This is a genomic window from Shewanella sp. ANA-3, assembly GCF_000203935.1.
Lineage (GTDB): Bacteria > Pseudomonadota > Gammaproteobacteria > Enterobacterales > Shewanellaceae > Shewanella.
Window position 1 is genome coordinate 3,462,470 of sequence record NC_008577.1, and the last position, 18,829, is coordinate 3,481,298.

Below are 18,829 nucleotides of genomic sequence, written 5' to 3' on the forward strand. Positions count from 1 at the left end.
GCCCGATTTGCTATCGGGCTTTTGTGTGATTGGCAGCATGAACGCACAGCGCAATGGCTGCGCCACACAAGTATTATGACTCGTTGCCATCCACCACTTTATGGCGCCATACGGCCGCAGCCAGCAATAACCAACCTAAGAGGAAACAGCCACCACCCATTGGGGTAATGGGGCCTAACCATTTGCTACCGACCAGTGCTAAACCGTAGAGCGAGCCAGAAAACAGCACTATGCCGGCCATAAACAGGTACGCCGCCCAATCTAGCAAGCGTGAGGTTAACCACTGCCCAGCAAAGGCGACGGCAATCAGCGCAAAAGTATGGTAGAAGTGATATTGCACGCCTAGATTAAACACATCAATCAGCTCTGGCGGCGCGACAGCCTTGAGTCCATGGGCACCAAAAGCGCCTAGCGCAACCGCAAAAAATCCGCTTACCGCGGCGAGTAACAACAATCCTTTACGCATTTTTACCTCCAAAAACCAATAGGCTTTACGACAGACGACGCTCTAGCTGTAACGCCTGAGCGCTTTACGCCATATCAAGAAAAAACATTAGCCAATAAATTTTGCTGATAAATCAACAGCCAATGCAAGGTTAGCCGCTTCGGTCGTGCCTGACGACTTTCTTGGGACAAAACTATGATCCCCATCGGCTAAGTATTCAATTTGTATATCACTGTTAAGCGGCCAACTTAGGAGCTGCGCCTGTGTGCCAAACTTATCCCGCTCACCTTGTAGCACTAACACGGGCACTTGGCAGTCGTTAAGGGGCTCTAACCTAGGTTCACCACCCTTAAGCGGAATAAAGGGATAACCTAAGCAAATGACCCTATCGATACGGCTGGCTTGCGCGCTATCGCAGGCCAGTAACGCCGCCATGCGTCCGCCCATGGATTTACCCATCAAGACCACACGCTTAACCTTAGGCTGAGCGTGCGCCACACTGAGCATCTCGCCAAAACAGGCAAGCAGCTTTGGCGCTCTGTCAGGCGGGCGCTTTTTACCATCCACGGCATTGGCCTGCATGTAGGGAAAATTAAAGCGCATCACTTGAAAGCCCTTGGCGACAAGACCTGCGGCCATTTGGCACATAAAGTCGGAATCTCGATTCGCTCCCGCGCCGTGGGCAAATAAAATCAAGGTCTCTGAGGGCTCGCCTTCTAACACATAGGCACTTGGCACCACATCCTCATTGACCAAGGGGTTATCCGGGTAACAACTCACTGCGTGACTCCTCGGCAAACATATCTAACATCCACTCACGGAACGCGACCACTTTACCCAGCTCGGCATGATTCTGTTGGCAGACGAGGTAATAGGCATCTTTGCTCACTAACACTTCTTGGAATGGGCACACCAGTCGACCCGCCTTAATATCGGGGCGAGCGAGTACGCTATAACCTAACGCCACACCTTGGCCGTGGGCAGCCGCCTGCAAAACGAGGGAGGAATGGCTAAAAATCGGCCCTTGGTTGACGTTGATATCGTGAATGCCACATTGTCTAAACCAAGCCTGCCAATCGTGACGGCTCATATCGTGCAGCAGCGTGTGGTATTTTAAATCTTCTGGCTTTGATAGTGGCTTTGGGCCGTTTAACAGCATAGGCGAACATACGGGGATCAGCACTTCATTACGGAGTTTATCGGCGCGAAGCCCAGGCCAATTGCCTAAACCATAATAAATGGCAACGTCGACATCGTCGGTTAAGGAGCTAGCCTCTGTGTCTACCGCTTTAATTCGTACGTCAATGTCGGGATTTTTTTCACTAAACTTCGACAGGCGCGGCACCAGCCACTGAATCGCAAAGCTTGGCGACATACTCACGGTCAACGAACCAATGGCACTACGTGCGAGCAGCCTGTCGGTCGCATCCGCCAGTTGGGTGAAGATGTCTTTAATATCGAGAAAATAGCTCTGACCTTCTTCGGTCAGCAGCAGCGAACGATTCTTTCGGCGAAATAATTTTAATCCGAGAAAATCTTCCAGCGCCTTAATTTGGTGACTCACCGCAGCCTGAGTCACAAACAATTCTTCAGCCGCTCGAGTAAAGCTCAAATGCCGTGCGGCGGCCTCAAATGCTTTAACCGCATTCAGTGGTGGTAAGCGTCTTGACATAGTGATCTCTATCTCAATTTTTAATTAGTTTTTCTAATCCGTATTGTTACATTTAATCGTTTGTAAAGGCCAGCGTTTTTGATTAAATTTTGCGCCAACGAAACACATGAGTTGGACAATCTCGAACGGGTGATGGGAATGTCTGACAGCAATACTTTGTCAGCCCGGAGGCGACTATGTTCAATTTAAAATCTGCTTTTGCGTTAGTGTTAGTCAGCGCACTCAGTGCCAATGTCAGCGCAAATGTTATCGATGCAGAAATTATCATCGACACCAGTGATTTACAGGCAAGTATCAATGCCGAACTGACTGCGACGATGGAAAAAATGCATGAAGAAGCGCTGCAGGATCCTACCTTATTGCTTGCCGATGAAGTGTTACCGGCCCAGCAAGTGGTCAAGACCGAATAAATTGCACTGCTGATCAGTAAAATAAAAGCCGCATTCCAATGCGGCTTTTTTGTATTCGTTTACCTGCTTATTGGCACATCGAGGCCCCAATTCATACGCATTAAGGCCAAAGTTGATGTTTGGCCTTAGCTCGCGTTTTACTCGCTATCGCTTAAGGGCGGTAAACCTTAACATTGTGATAACCTTGTTCAATCAGGTATAGCGCCTGTAATTTACTCATCACCCCACGCTCACAGTACAACAGGTAAGTCTTCTGCTTATCGAGATCGGCAAATTGAGTCGCTAATTTGAAGAAAGGAATGCGCTTGATTTCCACGCCTTCAATCTCCAGCGGCTTGTTCTCTTCTTCCTCAGGGGCACGAATATCAATCACCACTTCATTGGTGTCGATAGCAACAACGGTTTCAGTTTCAGTGATACGCGTATTCATTTGTTCTGCTATCTCCCTGATATCAATGGCCACGGCCTGCTCAACGATACGGTCAATCAAGTCCTCAGAGAATTTGGTCTCTTCGGCCTCAACCTTGGCCAGTACCGCCTTCACGGTTGGCTTTTGCGAAATCACGCCACAATACTCGGGCATAGATTTAGCAAAATCCTCGGTGCCGATACGGCGGCATTCGTTGATGATGTCCTGCTTATCCATGGCGATCAGCGGGCGCAGGATCAGCATATCGGTGCAGCGGTCAATCACGTTTAAGTTGGTTAAGGTTTGGCTCGATACTTGGCCTAAACTCTCACCTGTCACAATCGCCTGAATGCCCATACGCTCGGCAATACGCGCCGCAGTGCGCATCATCATACGCTTGAGCACCACGCCCATTTGACCGTTGTCGATTTTCTCTAAAATCTCGGCCACCACAGGCTCGAACGGCACTGACACAAACTTCACCTTGTGGGATTCACCATAGGTTTTCCACAAATGGTAAGCGACTTGTTTCACGCCAATTTCATGCTGCGCGCCACCGAGGTTGAAGAAACAGTAATGGGTACGAGCGCCCTTCTTAATAAATTGGTAGCTCGACACGCCTGAGTCAAAACCGCCTGAAATCAAGGACAACACATCTTCCTGCGTCGCCATTGGGAAGCCGCCTAAGCCTTCGATACGCTTAGTCACCATATACAGTTTATCGCCCTCGATTTCGAGGTTAACTGTCACTTCTGGGTTCTTCAAACGCACGCCAATCGCATCGGTAAACTGGTTTAAACCACCACCGACATAACGCTCGACTTCGATAGAGTTAAAATCGTGTGAGCCAGTGCGTTTGACGCGCACACAGAAGGTTTTACCGGCAATTTGGTCACGGTAAACGGGTAAGACTTGTTGGTAGATATCGTCAACAGAGGTAAAGCTGTATTCATCCACTTGCACCACATGGGCGATCCCAGGAATACAGGCTAAACGCTCACCAAAGGCCTGAGCTAATTCAGGTTTATCATTTGGCACCTTTACCCAAATACGGTCCCATTGACGTTGCACTTTGGCATCTTCATCAACTTTTTTGAGCACGTTACGGATGTTGGTTTCAAGCATTTTGGTGAAGCGCATGCGCACGGGCTTGCTCTTCATCATGATTTCTGGGTACAGCTTTACAATAAACTTCATGGGATTTCCGCGGGCAATTTTGTAAACAGCAAAATTGGTTAAAAGAATAATCGCCGGATTATAACAAACTCACGGCGATTGGCGCACCTGTTTCCACACACGGTCTGCTCGTGGCGTGCGCTTATGCACAGTTGAACTTATAGTCAAAAAATCACAAATAAAAAAGCCGTGAGCAAGTCACGGCGTTTTTATCGAGTCACAGATTTGGATTAAAAGCTATTTACCCACTTGAATTTCTTCGGATTCTTTTGCTTTACCCTGTTCAATGGCAATCTCAACGCGGCGGTTTCGCGCGCGGTTTTCAGGTGAGTCATTAGGCACGATGGGATTATTCGACGCCATACCGACCACTTTCATCCGCTTAGGATCGAAGCCCTTCACTTGCAGCAGCACATCGGCCACCGCCACTGCGCGTTTGCTCGAGAGATCCCAGTTCGAGCTGTAGAGCTCATCGCTTATCTGCATATCATCGGTGTAACCCGATACCGTGATGATCCCCGGCACATCTTTTAGCAATTCACCGACCGAGCGCACCACAGGTTTAAATCGTGGCTGCAGGAAGCCCGATCCCGAGGCAAATGAGCCCTTCTCACGGATACGGATAATGATTTGCTGCCCTAGTGACTCAATTTCGATCGCCCCATCGGTGATCTCGTTATTGAGTTCCTGCGCCATTTTCTTCACTTGCTGATTGATTTTATCCTGCGCCGCTGCGGCTTCCGCTTTTACCGCATCCGCCGTTTCTTGGGCCGTCGCCGAGGCTTCACCGCCCCGCTGCGAACCATTTTGCTGCTGCACACCACCCGCGCTATCGTCCTCGCCCGCTTGATAATCCAATACGGGTTCGGTCATTTCGTTGGTTTGTTGGTTAATGATTTCAATCGGCGTGGGATCGGGACGGCCAGGACGAAACTCCAATGCAATCACAGACGTCCCCTTAGGAATGTCTTTGACTTCGACCTTGTTTTGCACCCCGAAGGCATACTTCATCGAGCCTGCGATCTGCTTAAACTTCATCACGTCCATTTCGGAGAATGACAGCAGCAGCACGAAGAAACACATCAAGAGGGACATCAAATCGGCAAATGTTGCCAACCAGAGCGGCGCTCCGGGCGGTGGACAGTTGCACTTAGCCATGGGCTACTCTCCGTCCGTTGTATCGATTTTCCGCTGTTTTTCAGCAAGATAATTCTTCAAGAAACCTTCAATCACCCGCGGGTTTTGACCATCTTGAATCGCTAATACCGCGTCCATAATCAGGTTGCGGTTCAGCATTTCTTCACCCATCCGCAGGGTGAGTTTATCGGCAATGGGAATACACACCATGTTGGCGACCACGGCGCCGTACAGCGTCGTTAACAAGGCCACTGCCATCGAAGGACCAATCGATTTAGGATCTGACATATTGGATAACATGGCCACCAAGCCCACTAAGGTACCAATCATCCCCATCGCGGGGCCAACGTCACCAAAGGCCCTAAAAATCGCAATGCCGTTGCGATGGCGCTCTTCGGTGAGGGCAATGTCTTTTTCAAGTGCGGCGCGCACCACTTCACCATCGTGACCATCGACCAACATATCGACGGCTTTTTGCATAAAACTGTTGGAAATTTGCGCTTCTTCGAGGGCAAGGAATCCGCCTTTACGGGCGGCGTCCGCCATAGTCACGGATTGTTCGATAAGATCTTCAGGCTTATCAATCTTAAACATAAAGGCTTTGACGGCAATTTTTACCGCGCCCAAAAACTGTTTGAGATTGAATTTCATCATTACGACGAAGAATGAACCACCGAATACGATAAACACTGAGGGGACGTCGATAAAGATTGCCAGGCCGCCGCTGGTCATCATAGCCCAAAGGATAAAACCAAAGCCCCCGACTAGTCCTATAACTGTAGCTAAATCCACAACGGCTCCTCAATATTCGGTATAAACGACATGATACTGACTCTATTCGCAAAATAACACAAAATGTCATCCGCATAGGGATTACACTTTGGTTTTAACCTGAGCCTTACTCTATGATGTCAAAGGATGATTATAAGCATAATGCTATTATTGTCATTTATCGGACAAGCACTAAGCAAGTTTAGCGACAATTTCTATTTTCTGAAAAAAATTCAGCAACAAAGCGTGCTATTGAGCAAATATCCGTCGACTGAATTTGACCCTTGAGTCGCCCTGATATACCTTGTGTCCGCTCTTTCAAAGGAATTATTAACGTGGCGAAGAAACCCGAAAATCTCAGTTTTGAAGAATCCCTTGGTGAACTCGAGCGCATCGTTGCCGAATTAGAACAGGGCGATGTCTCTCTGGATGATGCGTTAAAACAATTTGAACGTGGCATCAATTTGGTGCGTAACAGCCAAGCAAAACTCGAGCAAGCTCAGCAAAAAGTGGCCATTTTACTCAAGCAGGATGAAAATGCGCCCCTCTCTCCCTATGCCGTTGAGGGCGAATAAGCGTGTTAGTCAATGCAATAAAAGAATATCAACTACGGGTTGATGACCAATTAAAACAACGTTTCAGCACACTCGAAGACACTGCGCCGCAGTTAAAGGCCGCCATGACCCACGGCGCGCTATTAGGCGGTAAGCGTATTCGTCCCTTCTTGGTTTACAGCGTGGGGCAAATGTTTGGCGTGCCGCTTGAAAAGCTCGACGCCAGCGCCGCCGCCATTGAGTGTATTCATGCTTATTCGTTAATCCATGACGATTTACCCGCCATGGACGATGACGACCTTCGTCGTGGTCAGCCCACAGTGCATATCGCCTTCGATGAGGCGACCGCCATCCTTGCTGGGGATGCACTGCAAACCTTAGCCTTTGAAATTGTGACCGAAGCCGTACCTGGGATCAGCAGCGAGCAACATATCGCTATGGTGAGGGCGCTGGCGAAAGCCTCGGGTTACCGTGGTATGTGTGGCGGCCAAGCGATTGACTTAGCCTCAACCGATAAGCTCATCGACCTTAAAGCCTTAACTCAACTGCATAATATGAAAACGGGCGCCCTTATCAGCTGCGCCGTTGAGTTAGCCCTGATCGCCGCTAATGCGCCAAAAGATGAATATCAGACTATGATGGAATTTGCCCATGCGGTAGGACTTGCCTTCCAAGTGCAAGACGATATTCTGGACATCATTGCCACCACGGAAGAACTCGGCAAACCCCAAGGCTCTGACGCCGAGTCCAATAAGAGTACTTTTCCGCAACTACTTGGACTGCAAGGCGCCAAAGATACCGCCGCGCAACTGATCCAAGAGGCACTATCAGCGCTGGCTAAATTGCCATACAATAGCCAGTTAATCGCAGACTTCGCCCGCTATATCATTGAGCGAAGAATATAATAAGAGACGAAGTATCTCGCTATGAGTTTGGACATTTCACAGTTTCCCGTGTTGGCTCAGGCCAACACTCCTAATGAACTCCGCCAGCTTCCTCAGGCCCTGTTACCTCAATTGGCCGATGAGTTGCGGGAGTTTCTTCTTAAGTCCGTTGGCATGTCCAGCGGACATTTTGCCTCTGGACTTGGCACGGTCGAACTGACTGTCGCCCTGCATTATGTCTATAACACCCCGTTTGATCGTTTGATTTGGGACGTTGGCCACCAAGCCTATCCCCATAAAATTCTCACCGGTCGCCGCGACAGAATGCACACCATTAGGCAAAAGAACGGCTTACACCCTTTCCCTTGGCGGGAAGAAAGTGAATACGACACCTTTAGCGTCGGACACTCCGGTACATCCATCAGTGCCGCATTAGCCATGGCCGTTGCCGCCGAAAAAGAACAGGCTGGCCGCAAAGTGGTTGCCGTGATTGGCGATGGCGCCATGACGGGCGGTATGGTGTTCGAGGCCATGAATCACGCGGGTGATTTGCACAACGATATGCTGATGGTGCTGAACGATAACGAAATGTCGATTTCAGAAAACGTCGGCGCGCTCAACAATCACCTAGCGCAACTGATGTCGGGCCGCCTCTACACCACCATTCGTGAAAGCAGCAAGAAAGTCCTCAAGGGCATGCCGGTCATCAAAGAGATGGCCAAGCGCACCGAAGAGCACCTCAAGGGCATGGTTGTACCTGGCACTCTGTTTGAAGAGCTAGGCTTTAACTATATCGGCCCCATCGATGGCCACGATGTCGATGCCTTAGTGGAAACCCTGCGCAATATGCGCTCTCTAAAGGGCCCACAAGTGCTGCACATCATGACCAAAAAAGGTCGTGGCTATGAACCGGCCGAGAAAGATCCTATCGGTTGGCACGCAGTACCTAAATTTGACCCATCACAGTTTAAGAAGCCAGCGACTAAGCCGGGACTGCCAACCTTCTCCCAAGTGTTTGGCAAATGGTTATGTGATATTGCCGAGCAGGATGAAAAAGTCTTAGGCATTACCCCAGCCATGCGTGAAGGTTCGGGCATGGTGGAGTTCTCACAACGCTTCCCGAAACAATATTTCGATGCCGCCATTGCCGAGCAACATGCGGTGACCTTAGGGGCCGGATTTGCCTGTGAAGGCTTTAAGCCTGTGGTCGCCATTTACTCGACCTTCCTGCAACGGGGCTATGACCAGCTAATCCACGATGTGGCACTACAACGTTTACCGGTATTGTTCGCCATTGACCGTGGCGGTATCGTCGGTGCCGACGGCCCAACCCACCAAGGAGCATTCGATTTAAGCTTTATGCGCTGCATTCCGAATATGGTGATCATGGCGCCATCGGATGAAAATGAATGTCGCCAAATGCTCTATACAGGTTATTGCTATGATGCAGGCCCGAGCGCGGTGCGTTATCCAAGGGGAAGCGCCACAGGCGCGACTCAGGTAGAAGCCATGACGGCGCTGCCAATTGGTAAAGGCGTGATTAAGCGTTTAGGCAAAGGTATCGCCATGCTGAACTTTGGCACCACCTTAGCCGCCGCCTTAACCGCCGCAGAAAGCTTAGACGCCACCGTCGTCGATATGCGCTTTGTGAAGCCGTTAGATGTGGATTTAGTCAAAGAGATGGCGCAAACCCACGATGTGCTCGTCACAGTGGAAGAAAACGCCATTATGGGCGGCGCTGGCTCTGGTGTATTAGAACTGCTGCAAAAGCTTAAAATGCCGAAACCTGTGCTGCAAATAGGCCTACCCGATGAGTTTATTAAACATGGCTCTCCAGAAGAAGTGACCCATGATTTACAACTCGATGCCGAAGGTATGTTAGCGCAAATTAATGCCTTTCTTGCCGATTAAGTGTTATGGGAGCTAAGCTCCCAGCAACAGTGCAAAGCGTGATGAATCGCGATTAGCAGGCAAAAAACAGACAAATAAAAAGGACTGCATCTGCAGTCCTTTTTATTACGTAACCTTTAACGCTCAGTGCGTTAACTTAGGCTTCAATCAGGCTTCAATGTTGATTGAAGCAGATTCTTGGCTAGGGCCGCCCTGTGACACCATCACCATGGCAGGACGCAGTAAACGGCTGTTCAGCTCATAACCCTTTTGCATCACTAACATCACAGTATTGGCTGGATACTCAGCGCTTGGCTGCATACCAATGGCTTGATGTTGGTCAGGGTTGAAGGCTTGCCCCTGTGGATCGATAGGTTTTACCCCAAACTTAGCCACGGCGGTCAAGAAGCTCTTTTGCGTAAGCTCAACACCTTCGAACAGTGCTTTGGTGGTTTCATCCTGTGGATTAGTACCTTGCAGCGCACGTTCCATATTGTCTAACACTGGCAGTAATTCGTTGGCGAATTTTTCCAATGCAAACTTGTTCGCCTTTTCCACATCCATCGCAGCACGGCGGCGAATGTTGTCTACTTCGGCAGCAGCACGGATAACTGAATCTTTTTGCTCTTCAACTTTCGCCAAAGCGTCAGCGAGTAACTGTTCCAGCTCTTCAATACGGAAATTGGCTTGGGTAAGCTCGTCAATCAGACTCGCTTCTTCGGTAGAAACTTCAGACTCTACACCCTCTTGGATCAGATCCTGTTCTGCTTTAATCGACTCGTTGCTCATTTTCACTCCAGCTAAAAATGCTTTGTTTCTAAATACTCTGGGCATATTATGGGGATCAATTTTGACGTTTCAAGGCCTAAGGCCAGATCTAGCATAAATATGACCACAAAGTTCCACACCATTGGCCTGATTGGCAAGCCGCACCACCCAGGGACAAATCAAACCCTCAAACGTCTGCACCACTGGCTGACGGTGCAAGGGTATGAAGTCCTCGTGGAAGAGCGCGTTGCCAGCGAGTTAGGGACCAATATCATCGCGGTCGATTTATTAGAGATTGGCGCACGCTGCGATTTAGCGATAGTCGTGGGTGGCGATGGCAATATGCTCGGCGCCGCCAGAGTGCTGGCCCGCTTCGATGTGGGCGTGATTGGTGTAAACCGTGGCAATCTAGGTTTTTTAACGGATTTACCGCCCGATGCCTTTGAAGAAGCGCTCGCCAAAGTGCTCGATGGGGAATTTGATACCGAGCACCGCTTTTTACTCGAAGCCGAGGTCTATCGTCACGGCATGTTAAAAGCGAGCAATACCGCAGTGAATGAGGCAGTGCTGCATCCTGGTAAAATCGCCCATATGATTGAATTTGAAGTCTATATAGACAATCAATTCATGTACAGTCAACGTGCCGACGGCATGATAGTCTCAACCCCGACGGGGTCTACCGCCTATGCCCTGTCGGCAGGTGGCGCCATTCTGACCCCCAATTTACAGGCATTAATCTTAGTGCCTATGTTTCCACATACACTGTCGTGTCGCCCCATAGTGGTCGATGCCTGCAGCACCATTAAGATGGTCGTCTCCCCTGAAAATGGCGAAAATCTCGAAGTAAGTTGTGATGGCCACGTGCATTTAGCCGTCTTACCCGGCGATGAAATCATAGTGCGCCGCAGCTCCGAGCAGCTCAGACTTATCCACCCTAAAGGCCATAATTACTTCCATGTGTTACGCAGTAAGCTCGGCTGGGGCAGTAAGCTGTTTTAAGCCCACATTAGGCGAAGGCATAATGGCCACAAAGGCACGCCATCATTAATCACTCAGGTTAATTCCCATACCAGTTGTTAACAGAATGGTGTGTTGCGGCTGCGCGGCTGTAAACCGCTTTATTAACCGTTATTAAATTTCAGATTAAAACAAAATTCATTAAGTGATATTCATCACGCAAAATTTAGTCATTACTAAAACGTGATCCATCCCTCATTATTCCTCACGCTGCAAACCCCAATAAAAATCTATTTATTCATACTGTTAATAAATAATATCCAGCTGAGTAATTTTCCAACCCACAATAAAGCGAGACATAAGTCACATCTTAATATTGTCTTAAAAATCCATTAAGTGCTCATTAATGAAATAAATGGATCAGTTAATTGCAATACTGATAGCTAATTTAGTGAATATGTCGATTTTTATAACCTGAAGGAATAGAAATTAGCGAAACATCCCATTATCGAAATATAAAAAACCACCTTCGAGTGACATGGATCACAGTTAAGAAAATCCCATGAGAGAAGCCTCCCGCAGCACTGTAAATTAGCATTCTATACAGCAGCCAAAATGATCTAGATCATATTAGTTAAGCCCCGAATAGCGTCTAGTACACACCACAGAATGTTGTGACTCATGGTATTGGCAGTGAAACCTGCTGATTTATCAGTCGGAGAGTCTGACAGGAAAACACTAGTAAGATCCAAATATAAATAATAAGACAGACCACTTTATGTAGAGGCAAGCATGACAATACTTCAACTCCTCGCCAGCTTGACGCCAGTAATCAGTGTAATGATCTTTCTCGTATTACTCAGAATGCCAGCGTCCAAAGCTATGCCCATCTCCATGATAATCACAGCGCTGGCCGCCGTGTTTATTTGGCAAATGGATACCACACTATTAGCCGCATCGGTTCTCGAAGGACTGCTGTCAGCCATCACCCCATTAACCATCATCTTCGGCGCGGTATTCCTGCTCAACACCCTGAAATACTCAGGGGCAATGGATACCATCCGCGCGGGCTTCACTAACATCAGTGCCGACGCCCGTGTGCAGGTGATCATCATCTGTTGGTTATTCGGAGCCTTTATCGAAGGTAGTGCGGGCTTTGGGACGCCCGCCGCGATTGGTGCACCGCTGCTGGTATTACTGGGCGTTCCACCAGTTGCCGCAGCCGTAGTGGCCTTGATTGCCGACTCAGCTTGTGTGTCCTTCGGTGCGATTGGTTTACCCGTGCTATTTGGTATGGAGCAAGGTTTAACTCAAGGCGGTGTGAGCTTAGCAGCTGAACAGTTTGCAGCCCATGGCGGTAGCTACGTTGGTTATGCTCGCTTTATCGTGATGCATATGATCACTATCGACTTAATTACAGGTACCTTAATTCCACTGGTCATGGTGACCATACTGACAGGATTCTTCGGCCGCAATAAATCTTTTAAAGAAGGTTTAGCGATTTGGAAATTTGCGATTTTCGCCGGTCTTGCCTTTACCGTTCCTGCATGGATTATCAACTACCTTGCAGGTCCTGAATTCCCATCTGTTATCGGTTCATTGGTCGGTATGGCCTTAGTCATCCCTGTTGCGCGTAAAGGATACTTACTGCCCAAAACGCCTTGGAATGACTTTGCCGAAAATGATAGCCAAGAAGGTGCAAAAATTGAGACGACTGCTAAGTTCTCACAAATTGCCGCTTGGACACCTTATATCATCATGGCTGCGCTATTAGTGCTTTCACGCACTGTAGCACCACTCAAAGCCTGGTTATCTAGTTTCAACATCAGCTGGACTGGCCTAATGGGCACTGAGCTTAAAGCCAGCTTTGCGACCTTATATGCTCCTGGCGCCTTCTTCGTGGCCGTGTGTATCTTAGGTTTCTTCCTGTTCAAGATGAAAAGCCCTGCGATTAAGCAATCCATCGGCGTTTCATGCAAGTCTATGTTACCGACTATTATTTCATTAGGCGCATCCGTGCCTATGGTGAAAATCTTCTTAAACTCAGGTGTTAATGGTGCAGGTCTTGCGTCTATGCCCGTCGCCTTAGCCGATATGTTAGGCCAATCTATGGGCGCGGTTTGGGCATGGATGGCACCGATTGTGGGGATTTTTGGTGCCTTCCTGTCAGGTTCAGCCACCTTCTCCAACATGATGTTCTCCAGCCTGCAATACAGCGTGGCGGACAATATTGGCATGAACCATACACTGGTATTAGCACTACAAGGTATCGGTGCTAACGCCGGTAATATGATGTGTGTAATGAACGTAGTGGCAGCCGCGACCGTTGTGGGTATGGCGGGTAGAGAATCTGAAATCATCCGTAAAACTATGCCTGTTGCCATTGGCTACGCGTTACTTGCAGGCACTATCGCAACACTTTGGGGTGGCTTCTAAGCCAATCTAAACCTAAGGCCGCGTTGGCGGCCTTAGTCATTTTTAGCGTTGAGAGAGTAACTTATGTCTATTAATTATGACGCTGTTTATAAAGAACTAATTCAACAACTCGGTGAATCAGCCGTCTCAAATGACCCTGTGCGCCGCTTTGCTTGGTCGACGGATGCCAGTTATTTCCGTATCGTGCCAGAAATCGTCGTTCACGCAGACACCCTAGAACAAGCCAAACAGACCTTAGCCATCGCCCGCGCCCATAAAGTGCCTGTGACTTTCCGCGCGGCAGGCACCAGTTTATCGGGCCAAGCCATTGGTGAAGGGATTTTATTGATCTTGGGCCACGATGGTTTTAGAACCATAGACATCAGCCCCGACAGCAATAAGATCACCTTAGGCGCCGCCGTTATCGGTGCCGACGCCAACGCCGCACTTAAGCCACTCAATAAAAAAATCGGTCCCGATCCGGCAACACTGGCCTCGGCCATGGTCGGCGGTATTGTGTCTAACAACGCCTCGGGCATGTGCTGTGGTACGGCGCAAAACAGTTACCAGACTATCGCCTCCGCCAAGCTATTATTTGCCGATGGCACTGAGCTCAACACGGGTTGTGATAAGTCTAAGGCCGCCTTTACCCAAAGCCACGGCGACCTGCTCGATTCACTGGCTTCACTCGCTAAATTGACCCGCAGCAATGAAGTGCTCGCGCAGCGCATCCGCAAAAAATACTCCATCAAAAACACTACGGGTTATAGCATCAATGCCCTAGTGGATTTTGAAGATCCCTTCGATTTAATTAACCACTTAATCGTTGGCGCCGAAGGCACCTTAGCCTTTGTCGAAGAAGTCACTTACCACACGGTCGATGAAGCTAAATTTAAAGCCTCGGCGATGGCGGTATTCTTCAACATGGTGGATGCGGCGAGTGCCATTCCCCCAATTATTGGCGATAGTGTTGCCGCCGCCGAATTACTCGACTGGGCATCTATCAAGGCCGTGACCGGCAAAAAAGGCATGCCAGACTGGCTCAATGAGTTACCAGAAGGCGCGGCAATCCTATTGATCGAGTCCCGTGCTAACGATGCTCAAACCTTAGAAAGCTATACCCAAGATGTGATTGCCAAACTGGCGCACATCAAAACCGAGCGTCCGATTAGCTTCAGTAGCGACGCCAACGTGTACAGCAAATACTGGGCAATGCGCTCCGGCCTGTTCCCCATTATTGGTGGCGAACGACCAAAGGGCAGCTCAGTCATTATCGAAGACGTGGCCTTTAACGTAGAACATTTAGCCGCTGCGGCCGCCGATTTAACCGAGCTATTCCATAAGCACGGTTATCCCGAAGGCGTGATTTACGGCCATGCACTGGCGGGTAACTTCCACTTTATTATCACCCCGACCTTCGCCTCCCAAGCGGACATCGAGCGCTTCCAAGGCTTTATGCAGGACGTGGCCGAGATGGTGATCCATAAATACGATGGCTCGATGAAAGCCGAGCACGGTACTGGCCGCGCCGTTGCACCTTTCGTGGAAATGGAATGGGGCGCCGATGCTTACACCCTGATGAAACGCATCAAGCATATCTTCGACCCAGAAGGCCTGCTCAACCCCGGCGTGATCTTAAACGACGACAGCACAGTACACGTGAAAAACATCAAGCCATGCCCTGTGGTCGATGATTTTGTCGATAAGTGTATCGAGTGTGGTTTCTGCGAAAAAACCTGCCCGACTTCGGCGCTAAACTTCTCGCCACGTCAACGTATCGCCACCCTACGTGAAATTGAGCGCTTAGAGCAATCTGGCGATAAAGCCGCCGCAGAGAAAATGCGTGCCGATGCCAAGTATGATGTGATTGATACTTGCGCAGCTTGTCAGCTCTGTACTATCGCCTGCCCAGTCGACAACAGCATGGGTCAGCTAGTGCGTAAGCTGCGCACGCCCTATATCAGCACCACTGAGCAAAAAGTGTTGGATTTCCAAGCCAAACACTTCGGCGCAGTCAACCAAGTGATCAGCACAGGCTTTGATGTGTTGGGAGTCATCCATAAAATCACCGGCGATGGTATCACCAACGCGCTGATGAAAACCGGTCGCTTACTCTCCAAAGAAGTGCCCTATTGGAATCCTGATTTCCCGAAAGGCGGCAAACTGCCTAAACCGTCGCCCGCCAAAGCAGGTCAAGAAACCGTGGTTTACTTCCCTGCCTGTGGTGGTCGCACCTTTGGCCCAACACCGAAGGATCCCGATAATCGCACCTTGCCAGAAGTGGTTGTGACCCTGCTTGAACGTGCGGGCTATAACGTTATTACACCAGAGAAGACCCGCGATTTATGCTGCGGCCAGATGTGGGAATCTAAGGGCGACTTTAAAAACGCCGACGCCAAACGCCAAGAGCTTATCGATGTGGTCAGCAAGATGAGTAATGGCGGCAAAATCCCGGTATTAGTCGATGCGCTGTCTTGTACCTATCGTACTCTCACGGGTAACCCTCAGGTGCAAATCACCGACTTGGTTGAGTTTATGCACGACAAGCTGTTGGATAAGCTGAGCATCAATAAAAAGGTCAATGTTGCTCTGCACTTAGGTTGTAGTGCTCGCAAGATGAAGTTAGAGCCTAAGATGCAAGCCATTGCCGATGCTTGTTCGAGCCAAGTACACAAACCTGCGGGCATTGACTGCTGTGGTTACGCCGGTGAAAAAGGCCTGTATAAGCCAGAAATCAACGCCAGCGCCCTGCGTAATATTAAAAAGCTCATTCCTGTCGAGATTAAGGAAGGCTATTACGCCAACCGTATGTGTGAGGTCGGCTTAACGCAGCACAGTGGCATTTCCTACCGCCACTTAGCGTATCTGCTCGAAGAGTGCAGCCGCTAAAACACTGAATAAACGGGGCTAGGGTTAGCCCCGTTTTCTTTAGAAGAAAACTATTCTCATTTATCGAGCAAAACACTAAAAACAGGAGATAAATCACAAAATATAAACCAAGATAAACAGTTTAAATTCAACAAATTAAAATATTCTCATTTTTGCAAAAATCAACAAGGTCATTTACTAAATTAGCGCTACTTATTTACTTAAGATAAGCCTATATTTGATCAACTACCTTAGCATTTGTGTGGACTTTGGGGTCACAATGCAAGGCAATGTCGTTCACTAACAAGAAAGAGAAAAACACAATGAAAATCGCTCTTTTCATCCCGTGTCTCGTTAACCAAATGATGCCAGATGTGGCGATTGCCACCCTGGAATTACTGGAAAAGCTCGGACACCAAGTGATTCTACCCGCAGGCCAAACTTGCTGTGGCCAACCTATGACCAACTCGGGTTGCTTCGATGCAGCACGCAGTACTACCTTGAAATTACTTAATGCTTTCAAGGGTGTGGAATGTGATGCCATTGTTTGCCCTGCCGCCTCTTGTTTAGTGGCCGCCAAAGAAAACTTCCACGAGTTTGACAACAGCCCAGAAGCCCAAGCCGTTATCGACAAACTCTATGAGCTGACCGAGTTCCTCCACGATGTCGCCCCAATCCCAGCGTTCAACAAGCCTTTTGCCCATAAGATCAGTCTGCAACTGAGCTGCCACGGCATTCGCATGTTGAGCCTTGCCACACCGAGCGAGCAAATGGGTCCACGATTCAACAAGGTAGAAGCCGTGCTCGCCAATATCGCCGGAATCGACATTGTGTATCCAGACCGTCGCGACGAATGCTGTGGCTTTGGTGGGACTTTTGCCGTTGATGAAGGCGCCGTATCCGCCAAGATGGGTAAAGATAAGGCCCAAGCCCACGCGGCAACGGGCGCGCAATATGTGGTTGGCTTCGACCCTTCATGCCTATTACACCTCGATGGCATGATCCGCAGACAACAATTGCCAATTGAAATTCGCCACATAGCGCAAGTACTTAACGCCGCGCTCTAGGAGACCCACTATGGCATATCAACATAATCACGAGGCAACGGGTTCACAGGTTCACGCCCACAAGGCCGATATTTTCTGCCGTGATGAAACCCGTGTTGACTGGCACTCAAAAGCCCTTTGGGTGCTGCGGGAAAAACGTGACCGCGCCGCAGGCAGCTTACCCGAGTGGGAACAACTGCGTCAGTTAGGCTCCGAAATCAAACTGCATACCTTAACCAACCTTGCACAATACCTTGAAACCTTTGAGCAAAACTGCCTTGCAAACGGTATCAAAGTCCACTGGGCAAAGGATGGCGCTGAGCACAACCGTATCGTGCACGACATTTTAGCTAGCCATAAAGTGAAGAAGTTAGTTAAGTCTAAATCCATGCTCACAGAGGAATGTCACCTCAATCCTTACTTAGAGCAACGTGGAATTGAAGTCATCGATACCGACTTGGGCGAGCGGATTATTCAGCTGGCAAAAATGCCACCTTCGCACATTGTGGTGCCCGCCATCCACATGAAAAAAGAAGAAGTGGGCGATCTGTTCCATGACAAATTAGGCACTAAGGCAGGCGAGTCCGATCCGCTATATTTGACCCGCGCCGCTCGTGCTCATCTGCGTGAGCAATTCCTCAGCGCCGATGCCGCCATGACAGGGGTAAACATGGCAATCGCCGATAAGGGCGCCGTGGTCGTTTGTACCAACGAAGGTAACGCAGATATGGGCGCGAACCTGCCCAAGTTACAGTTGCATTCAATGGGTATCGACAAAATTGTCCCCGATATCGACAGCGCCGCCGTGTTACTGCGCACCCTAGCGCGTAACGCAACGGGTCAACCCGTCACCACCTATAGCGCCTTCTACCGTGGTCCACAGGTCGATGGTGAGATGCATGTGATCATCGTCGATAACGGCCGTACTGAAATGCTCAAGGATAAAATCCTTGCCGAATCATTGAAATGTATTCGCTGCGGTGGCTGTTTAAATACTTGCCCTGTGTATCGCCGCTCCGGTGGTTACAGTTACAACTACACCATTCCCGGCCCTATTGGGATTGCCGTAGGTGCCAAGCATGATGACACTAACTCCATCGCTTGGGCCTGTACCCTGTGTGGCAGCTGTACCTATGTTTGCCCGACTAAGGTGCCGCTCGATAAGATTATTTTCCACCACAGACGCCTTAAGGCTGAAGCCGGACAACTCCCCTACGGCAAAAACGGTTATATGCCACTAGTGGGTAAATTTATGGCAAGCACGACCCTGCTCAATTGCTCAATGGGCGCGGCTCGCACCGCACTGCGTATTTTGCCCGGCAGTCTGCTCAAGCCCTTTAGCGGCGCTTGGGGTAAATACCGTGAACTGCCCGTCGCCCCCAACTCCAGCTTCGAAGCTTGGTTTAAGAAACACAGGAGCCTATAAG

16 protein-coding genes are annotated in these 18,829 nt (G+C 49.3%); 9 read left to right on the forward strand and 7 right to left on the reverse strand.

Annotated elements, in window-relative coordinates; translation table 11 throughout:
- Positions 1 to 73: 73 nt before the first annotated feature.
- From SHEWANA3_RS15200 to SHEWANA3_RS15210, 3 genes are all read right to left on the reverse strand, one after another.
- On the reverse strand, positions 74 to 466 hold the full coding sequence (locus tag SHEWANA3_RS15200) for a DUF423 domain-containing protein (protein WP_011717758.1): 393 nt from the start codon (positions 464 to 466) through the stop codon (positions 74 to 76).
- A gap of 87 nt (positions 467 to 553) precedes the next feature.
- On the reverse strand, positions 554 to 1,225 hold the full coding sequence (locus SHEWANA3_RS15205) for an alpha/beta fold hydrolase (protein ID WP_011717759.1): 672 nt from the start codon (positions 1,223 to 1,225) through the stop codon (positions 554 to 556).
- Positions 1,206 to 2,117 carry a transcriptional regulator GcvA gene (locus tag SHEWANA3_RS15210; protein WP_011623475.1) on the reverse strand — a complete coding sequence of 304 codons (912 nt, stop codon included), beginning with the start codon at positions 2,115 to 2,117 and terminating at the stop codon, positions 1,206 to 1,208. Before SHEWANA3_RS15210 ends, SHEWANA3_RS15205 begins: the two co-directional genes overlap by 20 nt.
- Before the next feature lie 176 nt (positions 2,118 to 2,293).
- On the opposite strand from SHEWANA3_RS15210, the gene SHEWANA3_RS15215 reads away from it, so the two are divergent.
- Positions 2,294 to 2,527 carry a hypothetical protein gene (locus tag SHEWANA3_RS15215; protein ID WP_011717760.1) on the forward strand — a complete coding sequence of 78 codons (234 nt, stop codon included), beginning with the start codon at positions 2,294 to 2,296 and terminating at the stop codon, positions 2,525 to 2,527.
- Between the two features lie 151 nt (positions 2,528 to 2,678).
- On the opposite strand, the gene thiI is transcribed toward SHEWANA3_RS15215, so the two are convergent.
- The 3 genes from thiI to pomA form a co-directional block, all read right to left on the reverse strand.
- The gene (gene thiI, locus SHEWANA3_RS15220) at positions 2,679 to 4,133 is read right to left on the reverse strand and encodes a tRNA uracil 4-sulfurtransferase ThiI (protein WP_011717761.1); all 1,455 of its coding nucleotides are present in this window, start codon (positions 4,131 to 4,133) and stop codon (positions 2,679 to 2,681) included.
- A 216-nt stretch (positions 4,134 to 4,349) separates the two neighbouring features.
- The gene (locus SHEWANA3_RS15225) at positions 4,350 to 5,270 is read right to left on the reverse strand and encodes a flagellar motor protein MotB (protein WP_011623478.1); all 921 of its coding nucleotides are present in this window, start codon (positions 5,268 to 5,270) and stop codon (positions 4,350 to 4,352) included.
- Between the two features lie 3 nt (positions 5,271 to 5,273).
- Positions 5,274 to 6,041 (reverse strand): flagellar motor protein PomA, encoded by a 768-nt coding sequence (pomA, locus tag SHEWANA3_RS15230; RefSeq protein WP_011717762.1) that lies wholly within the window; start codon positions 6,039 to 6,041, stop codon positions 5,274 to 5,276.
- Positions 6,042 to 6,355: 314 nt separating this feature from the next.
- Between pomA and xseB the strand changes: the two genes are divergently transcribed.
- The 3 genes from xseB to dxs are packed head-to-tail and all read left to right on the forward strand — an operon-like array spanning position 6,356 to position 9,369.
- The gene (gene xseB / locus SHEWANA3_RS15235) at positions 6,356 to 6,595 is read left to right on the forward strand and encodes an exodeoxyribonuclease VII small subunit (protein WP_011623480.1); all 240 of its coding nucleotides are present in this window, start codon (positions 6,356 to 6,358) and stop codon (positions 6,593 to 6,595) included.
- A 2-nt stretch (positions 6,596 to 6,597) separates the two neighbouring features.
- Positions 6,598 to 7,479, forward strand: coding sequence for a (2E,6E)-farnesyl diphosphate synthase (gene ispA, locus SHEWANA3_RS15240; protein WP_011717763.1), 882 nt, complete (start codon positions 6,598 to 6,600; stop codon positions 7,477 to 7,479).
- Positions 7,480 to 7,500: 21 nt separating this feature from the next.
- Positions 7,501 to 9,369 (forward strand): 1-deoxy-D-xylulose-5-phosphate synthase, encoded by a 1,869-nt coding sequence (gene dxs / locus SHEWANA3_RS15245; protein ID WP_011717764.1) that lies wholly within the window; start codon positions 7,501 to 7,503, stop codon positions 9,367 to 9,369.
- A gap of 147 nt (positions 9,370 to 9,516) precedes the next feature.
- On the opposite strand, the gene grpE is transcribed toward dxs, so the two are convergent.
- Positions 9,517 to 10,137 carry a nucleotide exchange factor GrpE gene (gene grpE, locus SHEWANA3_RS15250; protein ID WP_011717765.1) on the reverse strand — a complete coding sequence of 207 codons (621 nt, stop codon included), beginning with the start codon at positions 10,135 to 10,137 and terminating at the stop codon, positions 9,517 to 9,519.
- A 99-nt stretch (positions 10,138 to 10,236) separates the two neighbouring features.
- On the opposite strand from grpE, the gene nadK reads away from it, so the two are divergent.
- From nadK to SHEWANA3_RS15275, 5 genes are all read left to right on the forward strand, one after another.
- Positions 10,237 to 11,115, forward strand: a complete 879-nt coding sequence (gene nadK, locus SHEWANA3_RS15255) for an NAD(+) kinase (RefSeq protein WP_086017265.1) — start codon at positions 10,237 to 10,239, stop codon at positions 11,113 to 11,115.
- Positions 11,116 to 11,865: 750 nt separating this feature from the next.
- Complete coding sequence (locus SHEWANA3_RS15260; RefSeq protein WP_011717767.1) at positions 11,866 to 13,509, forward strand: L-lactate permease; 1,644 nt, start codon at positions 11,866 to 11,868, stop codon at positions 13,507 to 13,509.
- Positions 13,510 to 13,572: 63 nt separating this feature from the next.
- Positions 13,573 to 16,377 carry an FAD-binding and (Fe-S)-binding domain-containing protein gene (locus tag SHEWANA3_RS15265; RefSeq protein WP_011717768.1) on the forward strand — a complete coding sequence of 935 codons (2,805 nt, stop codon included), beginning with the start codon at positions 13,573 to 13,575 and terminating at the stop codon, positions 16,375 to 16,377.
- Positions 16,378 to 16,679: 302 nt separating this feature from the next.
- On the forward strand, positions 16,680 to 17,423 hold the full coding sequence (locus tag SHEWANA3_RS15270; RefSeq protein ID WP_011626788.1) for a (Fe-S)-binding protein: 744 nt from the start codon (positions 16,680 to 16,682) through the stop codon (positions 17,421 to 17,423).
- Between the two features lie 10 nt (positions 17,424 to 17,433).
- Positions 17,434 to 18,828, forward strand: coding sequence for a lactate utilization protein B (locus SHEWANA3_RS15275; RefSeq protein ID WP_011717770.1), 1,395 nt, complete (start codon positions 17,434 to 17,436; stop codon positions 18,826 to 18,828).
- Position 18,829 lies beyond the last annotated feature (1 nt).